The organism is Telluria sp. AC161 (assembly GCF_979258535.1).
On the sequence record NZ_OZ409861.1, the window covers coordinates 4430118 to 4443136 of the forward strand.

11 protein-coding genes are annotated in these 13019 nt (G+C 62.8%); 4 read left to right on the forward strand and 7 right to left on the reverse strand.

Going from position 1 to position 13019, the window contains the following annotated elements; all coding sequences use genetic code 11:
- Positions 1-10: 10 nt before the first annotated feature.
- The 4 genes from ACZ0AJ_RS19740 to tssE all read right to left on the reverse strand — a co-directional run bounded on the left by ACZ0AJ_RS19740 (position 11) and on the right by tssE (position 4024).
- Positions 11-418 carry a DUF2750 domain-containing protein gene (locus ACZ0AJ_RS19740; RefSeq protein ID WP_183554928.1) on the reverse strand — a complete coding sequence of 136 codons (408 nt, stop codon included), beginning with the start codon at positions 416-418 and terminating at the stop codon, positions 11-13.
- Positions 419-493: 75 nt separating this feature from the next.
- A complete protein-coding gene (gene tssG / locus ACZ0AJ_RS19745) occupies positions 494-1663 on the reverse strand; it encodes a type VI secretion system baseplate subunit TssG (protein WP_499456111.1) in 1170 nt (389 codons plus the stop codon).
- Entirely contained in the window at positions 1627-3498 is a 1872-nt protein-coding gene (gene tssF / locus ACZ0AJ_RS19750) for a type VI secretion system baseplate subunit TssF (protein ID WP_499456113.1), read from the reverse strand. Before tssF ends, tssG begins: the two co-directional genes overlap by 37 nt.
- Before the next feature lies 1 nt (position 3499).
- Positions 3500-4024, reverse strand: a complete 525-nt coding sequence (tssE, locus tag ACZ0AJ_RS19755; protein ID WP_499456114.1) for a type VI secretion system baseplate subunit TssE — start codon at positions 4022-4024, stop codon at positions 3500-3502.
- Positions 4025-4195: 171 nt separating this feature from the next.
- On the opposite strand from tssE, the gene tssK reads away from it, so the two are divergent.
- On the forward strand, positions 4196-5548 hold the full coding sequence (gene tssK, locus ACZ0AJ_RS19760) for a type VI secretion system baseplate subunit TssK (RefSeq protein WP_499456115.1): 1353 nt from the start codon (positions 4196-4198) through the stop codon (positions 5546-5548).
- 199 nt (positions 5549-5747) lie between these two features.
- The gene (locus tag ACZ0AJ_RS19765) at positions 5748-6278 is read left to right on the forward strand and encodes a DNA-binding protein (RefSeq protein WP_499456116.1); all 531 of its coding nucleotides are present in this window, start codon (positions 5748-5750) and stop codon (positions 6276-6278) included.
- Between the two features lie 80 nt (positions 6279-6358).
- Here ACZ0AJ_RS19765 and mqo read toward each other — a convergent pair whose 3' ends face one another.
- Complete coding sequence (mqo, locus tag ACZ0AJ_RS19770) at positions 6359-7948, reverse strand: malate dehydrogenase (quinone) (RefSeq protein ID WP_499456117.1); 1590 nt, start codon at positions 7946-7948, stop codon at positions 6359-6361.
- A 549-nt stretch (positions 7949-8497) separates the two neighbouring features.
- Here mqo and ACZ0AJ_RS19775 point away from each other — a divergent pair.
- The gene (locus ACZ0AJ_RS19775; RefSeq protein ID WP_499456118.1) at positions 8498-8929 is read left to right on the forward strand and encodes a barstar family protein; all 432 of its coding nucleotides are present in this window, start codon (positions 8498-8500) and stop codon (positions 8927-8929) included.
- Between the two features lie 91 nt (positions 8930-9020).
- Here the strand turns inward: ACZ0AJ_RS19775 and glmS are convergent, their stop codons facing one another.
- Positions 9021-10850: a glutamine--fructose-6-phosphate transaminase (isomerizing) gene (gene glmS, locus ACZ0AJ_RS19780; protein WP_332531192.1), complete on the reverse strand. Its 1830-nt coding sequence runs from the start codon at positions 10848-10850 to the stop codon at positions 9021-9023.
- A gap of 156 nt (positions 10851-11006) precedes the next feature.
- Here glmS and ACZ0AJ_RS19785 point away from each other — a divergent pair, with 156 nt between their 5' ends.
- Entirely contained in the window at positions 11007-11483 is a 477-nt protein-coding gene (locus ACZ0AJ_RS19785; RefSeq protein ID WP_499456120.1) for an Lrp/AsnC family transcriptional regulator, read from the forward strand.
- A gap of 134 nt (positions 11484-11617) precedes the next feature.
- On the opposite strand, the gene glmU is transcribed toward ACZ0AJ_RS19785, so the two are convergent.
- Positions 11618-12994, reverse strand: a complete 1377-nt coding sequence (gene glmU / locus ACZ0AJ_RS19790; protein WP_183554895.1) for a bifunctional UDP-N-acetylglucosamine diphosphorylase/glucosamine-1-phosphate N-acetyltransferase GlmU — start codon at positions 12992-12994, stop codon at positions 11618-11620.
- Positions 12995-13019: the final 25 nt, after the last annotated feature.

The following is a 13019-nucleotide window of genomic DNA, read 5'->3' on the forward strand; positions in this document are numbered from 1 at the left end:
GCCGGACCAGTCAGTTGCGGCGCAGTTCGTCCTCAAGGTCGCCAATCAGCTGCGCCACGGTGGGCGTGATGCCCTTGTCGCCCGGCGTATAGAACACGCCCGGCAGGACGCTGTCTTCTTCGAGCTGCGGCAGCAGTTCTTCGATCAGTTCTTCCAGTGAGAACGCCTGCGCGTCGTAGCCATCCCATTCGAATTCGGCGCACAGCGTGGCGTACTCGTTGGCCGGCCACATCGGAAACACGAGGGTGCCGTCGTCGGTCTTGGCCAGCGCCCAGCCGTCCTGGTACAGGCCCCATACTTCGCGCGCCTCGGCCGCGCGCCGGATGAAATACTCGTAGCGTTCCGGTCCCGCCAGCGTCACGACGGCCGCCAGCTGCTGGCCGCCCAGCTTGATCGCCGAGATGATCTGTTCGCTCATCACCACTCCAGTCCATCGAGGCGTGATGCCCCACAGCCGTCAGGATACGCCATCGGGATGCACGGGGTGCGTTTGTCACCTAACGAACGGCTGCGACGTAGCGGCCGGTGTCTTGACGACCGGGGGCGGCGTGGCATGCAGGTCGTAGCGCACATCGTGCCGGTCGCCCGGCGGCGCATCGAGCACCAAAAAGGCATCCCAGCCCAGCCGGCCCGGGCTGACGGCGTCCAGCGTGGTGTTGTGGACATCGGCCGCGCGCAGCACCAGCTCGACTTCGTATTCGAGGGCGACGCCGGTAAACAGCGCCAGCACGCTCTTGAGCGCGCGCGCGGCAAGCCCGCCCGGCAGAAAGGCCTGGAAGCCCGCATGCGCGAGCGGCCCGACGATCAGGCGCAGGCGCAGCGTGCGCTGCCAGACGCGCGCACCGGCCAGCGCGCGGGTACCAAGAACCGCGCTGTCGTGGCCCAGCATCGACTGCTGCGCGGCCGGGATGTCGTACCAGGCGCCGATGAATTGTTCGGCCACGATCGGCTGGCCGAAATACTCGGACAGCACGCGCGCGAGCTGCACCGCCGACACCGGCCGGTGCCGGACCGACGCCGCAAAATAGCCGATCGATTCATCCAGCACGGCGCCGTCGCCCACGTCGCTCAAGCGCCGCCGCAGCGCCGCGTCACCCAGCCCGGCAAGGCTCATCAACAGCGGCAGAAACGTATCCTGGCCATCGAGCTGGTACCTCAAAGGCAGACGGTACTTGCGCCAGGCTTCGTAGAACAGCGCCAGCGAGCGGTTCGAGAATGCATCCAGAAAGGCGCGCGGGCCGTCGTCTTCTTCCTCGTTCTTGTGGTGCGCCTGGTGCGCGGCGATGCGCTCGGTGTAATGCGCCGGCAGCACGCCGTTGCAGCCCAGCAGACCCATGAAGGCCGGCGTCAGGTGCACATGGCGCAGCGTGCCTTCCTGCACGGCGTCGGCCAGCGCTGCGGCGTCGATCGGCAGCGCGAACGGCATGCCGATCGACAGGTCGCGCACGTCGGCATGGATGCTTTCGAGCTGGCTGGCCGGAAAACCCAGCGACACCGAGTTCTGAAAGCGCAGCATGTCCGCCACCAGCCCGTGCGCCGGCTTGCCGCGACGCCGCAGCCACAACTCGAGCACCTGCACCGCCTGGAAGAAATCGAAGCGCCACGGTTCGCGGAACAGCTGTTCGATTACAGCAGACTCAGATCGCCGCTTCGGGGTGCGCATCGCAGCAGTTCCTCGGACGATTGATGGGACACGATCACCAGCTGGGTAAAGCTGTTGGCGTGCACGTACAGCGCCAGGAAGCGTTCGATGACGTGGGCGAAGAGGTGGATGCCGCTGCCGACAAACGCTTCTTCGTCGATACTGAGCCGCACCTCGATCCCACGCACCAGGCAATTGAAGGGATTGCCGGACAACCAGGCGCTGGTGGGCGTATAGGCAATCGCGAGGATGCCGCCGATCTGGCGCGTCGAGGCCGCCGAACGGGGCACGTCGTGCAGCGCCAGCATTTCGCGAAAGGCGTCGACGCCGCCATCGGCCAGCGACAGGTGGTTCAGCGACAGCAGCGAGATCAGGCGCCACTGCGCGCTGCGACCGCGCGTGAAGCGCCAGGTGCGGGTTGGCTTGCGCAGGAACGTGATGGCGCGCGTGCCCGAGCCGCCTTCCGTGAACAGGTCGCCCCCTGACTGGCCGTACGGCAGCAGCGATGGCAGGTCGCGGTTGGTGCAGGTCAGTTCGAGATTGAGCGTGGTCTTTTCGACTTTGGCCGGATCGAAGTCGATGTCGACGATCGTGATCTGCGTTTCGAAGCCAGGGCTGCGTTCGGCCAGCGCTTCATCACGCGCCATCGCCCAGTAGTGGCCATTGTGCTGCGGCGTCTGCGCATGCTTGAGCGAGTAGAACGGTTGGAACTTGATGATCGTTTCGCCCTGCGCCGTCTGGCGCACCATATTGACGTCGTTGATCGCATTGACCTCGTAGCCATAGGCGCGGCGCCCGTCGGCCAGCACCGGGTAATTGGCCTTGGCATGGGTCAGCTGGATCGGTTCGCCGCGCTGGGGGAACAGGTTGATCACCGGCGTGCAACCGGTGAGCAGGTTGTTGGTCGAGAGGGTCCCGAGCATGCGCGCCAGGTTCGAGTCGCTGCGAATGCCGGCCAGTGCCAGGTGCACCGTCAGCGCGCGCGTGCCGCGGGGCAGGGCGGCCGTCAGCATGGCTAGGTCGAGGTCGACGAAGTTGAATTTTTCGGGAAAGCAGAAGTACTCGGTCAGCAGGCGATATGCCGCATGCGAGCGCGCCGGGAAATCGATCAGCGCCTCGTCGTCGCCAAAGCCGGCGCTGCGTACTGGCAGCGCCGGCAGCGCGAGCCAGTGCCCGCCATCGGCCTGCACGTAGGCGGCCACCGTGCGCACCAGCAGCGCGTCGCGCAGCGCCGCGCACAGCGACGGCTCGCCATCGAGGAACAGGCGCAGCGCCGGCAGCGCCAGCGCATCGAGTCCGCGCCCGTCGCAGGTGATGGCCACGCGCAGGCTGATGCTGGCCGTGGCGCCGGCCGGCAAGCGCACCGTGTCGGGCGCGCCGATGATCGGGGAGAACGCCGCGCGCGTGATTGCCAGCGGCGCGACCGTCACCGGATACACGGTGCGAAACGTGCATTCCACGCCGCGCACGGGCCGCGTGTTGAATGCAGCGCCGCGCCCGATCGTCGTCACGCTCGTCTGCTGGGCGGCAGCGGCGCCGGTGGCGGCGTCGGTATTGGTGGTGATGGCGGGGCCGAGCTGCGCGATCGAGCACGATGGAAAAGGGCGCAGATAGTGCGGGTAGAGCACGCCGAACAGCGCTTCGGTGAACTCGGGATAATCGTCGTCGAGGCGCCGGGCGATGCGCGCGTTGAGAAACGCAAACGACTGGATCATGCGTTCGGTGTGCGGGTCTTCGCAGACTTCACCGCTGATCAACAGGCGCCCGGCGACGCGCGGATAGCGTTCGGCAAATTCACGCAGGTTGTGGCGCAGGTAGGCCAGTTCGCTTTCGTAATAGGGCAGGAGCTGGTCCATCTCAGGCCTCCTTCACCGGCGAGGCCGCTGTTGCCATGGTTGCTGCTGCGCGGCCGGCTTTGCGGATGCTGTACTGGAGCGTGGAGGGCTGCAGCACGGCGTCGAAGTTGACCGGCTCCTGCGACACGCTCCCCACCAGTACCGCCGTGATCGAAAAGCTCAGCCGATTGATCGACGGGCCGGCCGCCTCGTCGCGCAGCGCCAGCTGCGCCTTCACACCGGTCAGGCGCGGCTCATGGCGCGTGATGGCCGCTTCGATGCAGGCGCAGATGTGGGCGCGGTCCGAAGGACTCGACAGCGAGCGGTCGGCGAAATCGCACAGGCCATAGTCGACCATCGATGTCTTGCATTCGGTGTAGCCGGCAAGCTCGCCCTCCTGGATGATCGAGCGCGTGTTCAGGAGCGCTTCGAGGTCGCGCGCCGCCGCATCCTTCAACTCGTCGACATTCAGGCGCACGACGACAACGCCCTGGCGTACCGGCTGGCCGAGCAGACGGTCGAACAGATCCGGCGTGTATCCCTTCATGGAGCGTTCCTTCGCAGTGGAGCGGGGAGAGGGCGTGCGGAATGTTGCGTGGTGAAAACCATTCGCATGTTGCCATGCGGTTCGTCGCCAAACGTTGATGAACTTCACGTGGGCAACTCTACGTCGTCGTTATTGTTTCTTTCCGGCCATAACAACTGGGAAGACAGCACCATGACGAGCAAAGTTCTCTGGGGCGAAGGTCTGCTGCTGCGCCCCCAGCACTTCCAGCGCCAGGATGCGTACCACGAGCATTGCCTGTTCAAGAGCGTGAAGGCGGCCCATCCCTATGCCTGGGGCGTCGAGCTGTGCGAGATCGACCGCGAGGCGCTGGCCAGCAGCATGCTGCGTGTGACCGGGCTGGCGCTGCGCTTCCAGGATGGCGAGCTGTACGAGGCGCCCGGCAGCGATGAGCTGCCCGCCACGATCGACCTCAGCACGCTGGCGCAAACAGTGCAGGCGGTGACGTATTACGCGGCGCTGCCGGGCCTCAAACCCTTCAATGCCAACTTCGTGCAGCCGGGGCAGGCCGCGACGTCGGCCGACAACGCGGCGCGCTTCATGCAGGCGAACCTGGAAGCGCCCGACCTGTTCACACAGGCCGCGCCGGTGCAGCTGGCCTATCTGCGGCGCGCGCTGCGCCTGGTGGCCGAGTTCGAGCCGCGCGACGCCTACATTCACTTTCCGCTGCTGCGCGTGCGGCGCACGCCCACCGGCGGCTTCGAGCCCGATCCGGCCCTGGTGCCGCCAGCCCTGTCGGTGGGCGCGTCACCGGTGCTGTTCCAGGGTTTGCGGCGCCTGCTCGACGCGCTGCAGGCCAAGGTCGGTGCGCTCTACGGCCACCACCGCGAACCGACCCGCAACGTAATTGAATTTCGCTCGGGCGACATGTCGTCGTTCTGGCTGCTGCACACGGCCAGTTCAGCCTACGCGGCGCTGACACACCACTTTCATCATCCGGCGCTGCATCCGGAGCGCCTGTTCCAGTCGCTGCTGGACGTGGCCGGCGGCCTGATGACGTTCTCGAAGAGCTGGACCCTGGCCGACCTGCCGGCCTACCAGCATGGCGACCCTGGCCCGGCGTTCGCGAAGCTGCACATGATCATCCGCGAACTGCTCGACACGGTCATCTCGGCCAAGTACTTCGGTATCGCGCTCAACGAGGTGCGCCCGTCGTACCACATCGGGATGCTCGACTCCGGCAAGATCGACGACGACACCACGTTCTATATCGCGGTATCGGCCGACATCGCGGCGCTCGAACTGATCGAGATCGTGCCGCTGCGCTTCAAGGTGGGCGCACCGGACGACGTCGAGAAGTTCGTGCTCTCGGCGCTGCCCGGCGTGCGCCTGCAGTATTCGCCGCAGCCGCCGGCCGCCATCCCCATGCGGCCCGAGACCTGCTACTTCATCCTGGAATCGAAAGGGCCGATGTTCGAGCGCATGCTCAAGGCGCAGTCGATCTCGATCTATGCGCCGGAAGGCTTGAGGGAACTCAAGCTGGAATTGCTGGCCGTGCTCGCGTGATGGGGCGCTGCCGACCCGGTGGGGATAAACCTGTGGATAAGTCTGAATACTCAGCCGTGCCCTGTATGGACAGTGTGTTTGCACCAGCAACGGCGCAACACATCGCTGCTTTTTGGTGGCTAATTTAATTCTCAGTGGAAACTCTCGCGTATGATAAACGCCTTCTCCCCCTACGATTTGACGCGCAATGACCACTGCCATGGCCACCCCACCAAAGGCCGAGATGCCTCCAGCCCTGCTCGCTGAGCTGAGTGCCTGGGCCCAACAGTATGCACACGACGCCGGCGCCGGTCTGCGCGACGCGCTGGCAACGGCCGACAGCGAGAAGCTGGCGCTGCAGGCCGACCTGGACGAAGCCCAGGCCGCGCGCGACCATGCCCAGTCGATGGCAGAAGAACGCGACGAAGAAATCCAGCGCCTGACGGCCGAGTTGCGCAACGCGCGCCAGATCGCCACCGACGCGCTGGTCGGCAAGGCCAAGGACCAGCTGGCGATCGACGGCAAGGATGCGCAACTGGCCGATCTGCGCCAGCAGCTTGAACGCAATGTGACGGCCACGGCGGCCGAGTCGGATGCGCGCCTGCAGGCCCAGATGGACCTGATCGGCGCCACGACCGAGCGCGACAACCTGATGGATGAGCTGAAGGATTTGCAGGCCAAACTCGATACCTCGCGCAGCGAGCGCAGCGCACTGCGGGCCGAGCTCGAAGCGCTGCGTTCACGCAAATAACACCCCTCTGCACCGCACAACGACAAAGGCCCCGGCGCTGTGAAGCACCGGGGCCTTTGTGGTTATTACGACGGTCTTGCTTACTCTTGCGATGCGGCCGTCACGTCGAGCGTGATGGCTTTCAGGCCCAGGACAGCGCTGCTCTGCTGACGGATCTGGTTGGCATACGCTGCATCACCGTTGAGCTTGCGGCCGTACGAAGGAATCATTTCCTTCATCTTGGCTTGCCACTCTGGCGTGGCCAGCTTGTCCTTGAACGCCGATGCCGCGATCACTTTCAGCATGATCGGCGCAGCGGTCGAGGCGCCTGGCGACGCGCCCAGCAGGGCAGTGACCGAACCGTCGTTCGATGCCACGACTTCGGTACCGAACTGCAGCAGACCGCCCTTGGCCGGATCGTCCTTGACGATCTGCACGCGCTGACCTGCGTTGACCAGTTTCCAGTCTTCCTTCTTGGCTTCCGGCAGGTACTCACGCAGGGTTGCCACGCGGTCTTCCTGCGACTGCATCACTTGCTCGACCAGGTACTTGGTCAGCGGGATGTTGTCGATACCGGCTTGCACCATCGGGCGCACGTTGCCGGTGTTGACCGAGGCTGGAAGGTCGATCCACGAACCATTTTTCAGGAACTTGGTCGAGAACGTCGCGAACGGGCCGAACAGCAGGGCTTTCTTGCCGTCGATGACGCGGGTGTCCAGGTGCGGCACGGACATTGGCGGCGAACCGACCGATGCCTTGCCATATACCTTGGCGTGGTGCGCCTCGATCAGCGCCGGGTTGGACGTGACGAGCCACTGACCACCGACCGGCACGCCACCGAAGCCCTTGGCTTCAGGAATACCGGTCTTTTCCAGCAGTGGCAGTGCGCCGCCGCCGGCACCGATGAACACGAATTTCGTGCTCACGGTCGAGACCTTGTTGTCCGCCAGGTTCTTGACGGTGACGTTCCACAGGCCGTTTTCGCCGCGCTTGATGTCCTCGACCTGGGTACGCAGGTTCAGCGTCATCCCATGCGAGTCGGTCAGGTGCTTGACCATGCTGCGGGTCAGGGCGCCGAAGTTGACGTCGGTACCGATTTCCATGCGGGTGGCAGCCACTTTTTGCGCTGCATCGCGGCCATTCATGACCAGCGGCGCCCACTTGCGGATTTCTGCCTGGTCTTCGCTATACAGCATGCCCTTGAACAGGTTTTCCTTCTGCAGTGCGGCGTAGCGCTTGCGCAGGAAGTTGATGTTGTCGTCGCCCCAGACAAAGGCCATGTGCGGCACATTGTTGATGAAGCTCTGCGGCGCGCCAAGGTACTGCTTTTGCACCTGGTAAGCCCAGAACTGCTTCGACACTTCGAACTGCTCGTTGATGTCGACCGCCTTCTTGGTGTCGATGGTACCGTCCGGCATTTCCGGCGTGTAGTTCAGCTCGGCGAAACCGGAGTGACCGGTGCCGGCGTTGTTCATGGCATCCGAACTTTCGGCCGAGACCGAGTCCATGCGTTCGTACATCTGGATCGTCAGTTCCGGATCGAGTTCCTTGAGCATCGTCCCGAGCGTGGCGCTCATGACACCGGCACCGATCAGGACAACGTCAACCGGCTTGTCATTGGATGGAGCGGGCGCTTTCGAGCACGAAGCAACGATGAAGCAAGAAAGGACGACTAATAGCGAGTTGCGCATACGAGTATCACCTGAAAAAATGTGTGCGATGGCCTGGCATGCAACATCTGATTTAAAAATTCGACGGCTCGGTAGTGGCGCCTTCCGAAAGCAACAGGAAGCGCCATTAGAGAACGGGTTGTCGGGATCTGTCGCGGCAATCCACCGCAACAAGCCTCGGCAAACGACGCAATAGCAACGGCGATGCAGTGCTGCGACCGGGTCTCGATCGTGGCGGCATCGCGGGTTGGCAAACAAGGATATAACGCGTTGACAGGAGAGTCAGGCGGGCCAGTCAATATCCCTGGCGTCCATCGAAACTGGGGGTAACTCTTGTATAGGAGTTGGGCAAGTATAGCCCAAACAAAGTCGCCTTGCTTGGGGCTGGCCCTCTTAAAAGGCCGTCTCAGTATTCAAGCGGTAGCGTTCTGCGTACTACTACTGAGGCGGTGGCGCGACGTTTGTGCGGTGGGTTTGTTGAGGTGTGCGAAGCTGGCTTTGAGCCGCTTTTGAACAGATGATTGAATCCGGCTGATCTGGACACATGTAGGTTGTTTGATCGGGGATTTGATGACCATGACCCATGCCACTAGCGTTGATACCGCGTCGGCGCCGCACATCCTGATGATCGACGGCGCCAGCATCCGCGATATCGCCTCGTTTTATGACGAGATCAACCGCGTCTTCATGGTGGGCGAGGACTGGCAGCTTGGCGCCAGCCTGGATGGCCTGGATGACATGCTATACGGTGGCTATGGCGTCCTGCGCGGCAAGGCCCCGGCAATTGTCGTCTGGGACCAGATGGATAGCAGCCGCACTGCTTTGGGCGTCGAGGCGACCCGTGCTTACTATCTCGCAAAGCTCAAGCATCCGCAGCTGTTCAAACCTGGTCCGATTCACGCTGCATTGGCGCGCCTTGGGCAGGGTGGGCCGACTTACTTTGATCTGGTGATGCAGGTGTTTGCTGATCATCGGAACATTACATTGCGCGCGGCTGAGTGATTACTGGTGCGGCTAAAGCGATGTGCCAGGTTTTATTGATTTGTGGCGCGCTTTATGGGCGCGCCACAGCAGTGCTTTAATCAGCAAACGTTTATTCCACCGTCACCGACTTCGCCAGATTACGCGGCTTGTCCACATCGGTTCCACGTGCCAGCGCCGTGTGATACGCCAGCAACTGCAGCGCCGCCACGTGCAGGATCGGTGACAGCAAACCATAGTGCTCAGGCAAACGAATCACGTGCAGGCCATCGCCCGACGTGATGCGCGAATCGACGTCGGCGAACACGTACAGCTGACCGCCGCGTGCGCGCACTTCCTGCATGTTCGACTTCAGCTTTTCCAGCAGTGCATCGTTCGGAGCGATCGTGACGACGGGCATCTCTTCGGTCACCAGCGCCAGCGGGCCGTGCTTGAGTTCGCCGGCTGGATACGCTTCGGCGTGGATGTACGAAATTTCCTTGAGCTTCAGCGCGCCTTCCAGTGCGATCGGGTAGTGGATGCCGCGGCCCAGGAAGAGGGCGTTTTCCTTGCGGGCGAAGTCGTCGGCCCAGGCGATGATCTGCGGCTCGAGCGCCAGCACGGCAGCCAGCGCGACCGGCAGGTGACGCATTTGCTTGAGGTGCTCGGCTTCCTCGGCATCGGTCAGGCGGCCATTGACCTGGGCCAGCGTCAGCGTCAGCAGGAACAGGGCGGCCAGCTGGGTCGTAAAGGCCTTGGTCGAGGCCACGCCGACTTCGACACCGGCACGGGTGATGTAAGCCAGCTTGCATTCGCGCACCATGGCGCTCGTCGAGACGTTGCAGATGGTCAGCGTGTGTTCCATGCCCAGGCTGCGCGCATGCTTGAGCGCGGCAAGCGTGTCGGCCGTTTCGCCGCTCTGGGTGATGGTGACGACCAGCGTGTCCGGATGCGGGACGCTGTCGCGGTAGCGGTATTCGCTGGCGATCTCGACGCTCACTGGCACCTTGGCCACCGATTCGATCCAGTACTTGGCGGTCAGGCCAGCGTAGTAGCTGGTGCCGCAGGCCAAGATCAGCACGCGGTCGATTTTCTTGAACACCGCGAAGGCACCGTCGCCGAACAGTTCCGGCATGATGCCAGTGACGCCTTCGAGCGTGTCGCCGATGACGCGTGGCTGCTCGAAGATTTCTTTCTGCATGTAGTGGCGATATGGGCCGAGTTCGGCCGCGCCGGTGTGGGCGTGCACGGTCTTGACTTCGCGCTCGACCGGGCGGCCGTCGACGTCGACGATCCAGTAGCGCGCCAGTTGCAGGTCGACCACGTCGCCTTCTTCCAGATAGATGATCTGATCGGTCGTGCCGGCCAGCGCCATCGCGTCGGAAGCAACGAAATTTTCGTCCTTGCCCACGCCGACGATCAGCGGCGAACCCTGGCGCGCAGCGATCACGCGGTGCGGTTCTTCGCGGCAGAACACGGCGATCGCGTAGGCGCCGTGCAGGCGCTTGACGGCTTGCTGCACGGTCTCGAACAGGTCGCCGTTGTACATGTGGTCGACCAGGTGAGCGATAACCTCGGTGTCGGTCTGGCTCATGAAGACGTAGCCCAGGGCTGTCAGCTCGGCGCGCAGTTCGTCGTGGTTTTCGATGATGCCGTTGTGAACCAGTGCGATGCGCGCATTGTCTTCGCTTGGCGAGAAGTGTGGGTGGGCATTATGCGATGCCGGCGCGCCGTGGGTGGCCCAGCGGGTGTGGGCGATGCCGGTGAAGCCGTCCAGATGCGCTTCCTTGACCTGCGCTTCCAGTTCAGCGACACGCGAGGTCGAGCGCGAGCGGGTCAGGCGGCCATCGAGGTGCACGGCCACGCCGCAGGAGTCATAGCCCCGGTACTCGAGGCGCTTGAGACCCTCGATCAGGACAGGGGTAATGTTGCGTTTTGCGACTGCTCCGACGATACCGCACATGGCTAACCTCACTTCAAAAGTATTCAATGAGTATTATCGTAGAGCAATTACGATGAAATAAGCGTACAGTGTGCAGCTATATTTGTCATATTATTTCACGACTACTATGCTGTGAAATCTTGTTTCATATAGCAGCATTAAATACTCTTAAATTTCATGCCTATCAATGCTCTCCCTGTACTTGACGACATCGATCGTCGCATTCTGACCATTCTGCAGACTGACGCATCGCAGACGAACGCGCAGCTGGCGGCGCAAGTGCATGTGTCACCACCGACGTGCCTGCGCCGCGTGAAGACCATGACGGATAGCGGCGTCATCCAGCGCCAGGTGGCCATCGTTGCGCCCGATAAAGTGGGGGCGGGCATAAGCGCCATCGTCGAGATCACGCTTGATGTGCAGGCTGCCGAGCGCATGGCCGAATTCGAGAAATTGGCGGACACGGAAGCTGCGGTGCTGCAGTGCTACCGCGTATCGCCCGGGCCGGATTTCGTGCTGATCGTGCAAGTGGCCGACATGCCGGCCTATCACGAGCTGGCGCACCGGCTGTTCACTGCACACGCCAATGTGCGTAATGTGAAAACCTATTTTGCGACGCACCGCAGCAAGTTTGAAACGCGCATTGCTGTGTAATCAGGCCTCAAACTCACGCGAATACCTGTGGATAACAATGTGGATGACCACAGGGAAGAACATGGGATAAGCAGGGTATTACCCTGTGTTTATCTTGTTCATTTCCTGTGATTAGCCTGTGCGCACTCAGTGGATTACTTCTTGATTTTCACTGGACGCTTCCAGCTGTCGATGGTGATTTGCTTCGATCGCGAGATGGTCAGCTTGCCGGCAGGCGCATCCTTGGTCAGCGTCGTGCCGGCCGCCAGCGTGGCGCCCTTGCCAACCGTGACCGGCGCGATCAGCTGGGTGTCGCTGCCAACGAACACGTCGTCTTCGATCACGGTGCGGAACTTGTTCGCGCCGTCGTAGTTGCAGGTAATGACACCCGCGCCGATATTGACGCGCGAGCCGATCGTGGCGTCGCCCACGTACGCCAGGTGATTTGCCTTGCTGTGCGCAGCGACCGTGCTGTTCTTGACCTCGACAAAGTTACCGATGTGGACATCTTCGCCAAGCGTGGTACCCGGCCGCAGGCGCGCGTACGGCCCGATCTGCGAGGCGGCGCCGATCGTGGCGTCGTCGATATGGGAGAACGGCTTGATATTGGCGCCCGCGCCCACGGTGGCGTCGACCAGCACGCAGTGCGCGCCGATGCGCACGCCGTCGGCCAGCTCGACGCGGCCTTCGAACACGCAGCCCACGTCGATCGTGACATCGCGGCCGCAAATGAGTTCACCGCGCACATCGATGCGGGCCGGATCCATCAAGGTCACGCCACGTTCAAGTAGTGCGTGGGCAATGTTCAGCTGGTGACGGCGCTCGAGCTCGGCCAACTGCACCTTGCTGTTGACGCCCGCCACTTCCCATTCGCCGGACGGCTGGCTCGAGACGACCGGCACGCCGTCGGCCACGGCCTGGGCGACGATGTCGGTCAGGTAGTACTCGCCCTGGGCATTGTTGTTGGACAGCGCCGCCAGCCACTTCTTGAGGTGGCGGGTTGGAATCGCCATGATGCCGCTATTGATTTCCTTGATGGCGCGTTCGGCCTCGGTTGCATCTTTCTCTTCGACGATGCGCACGATCTTGCCGTCTTCACGCACGATGCGGCCCAGCCCGAATGGATTGGCCTGCTCGACGGTGAGAATGCCCAGCTTGTCGCTACCAGCGGCCTCGACCAGGCGGCGCAGCGTGGCGACGGTGGTCAGCGGCACGTCGCCGTAGAGCACGATCGTTGGCTGGTCGTCATCCAGTTGCGGCACGGCTTGCATGACGGCGTGACCGGTGCCCTGCTGCGGTTCCTGCAGCGCGGTATCGATCGTGCTGCCAGTGGATTCTGCCACTGTTGCGACCATCTCTGGCACCGCTGCGCCTCCATGTCCATAAATCACGCATAATTTCTGCGGATTCAAGCCACGCGCGGTATCGATGACGTGGCGCAAAAGGGGCTTACCAGCCAGTGGATGCAGTACTTTCGGCAAGGCGGACTGCATGCGTTTGCCCATACCGGCGGCGAGGATCACAACGTTCATAAGCCGTTCTCAAAAAGTTGAATAT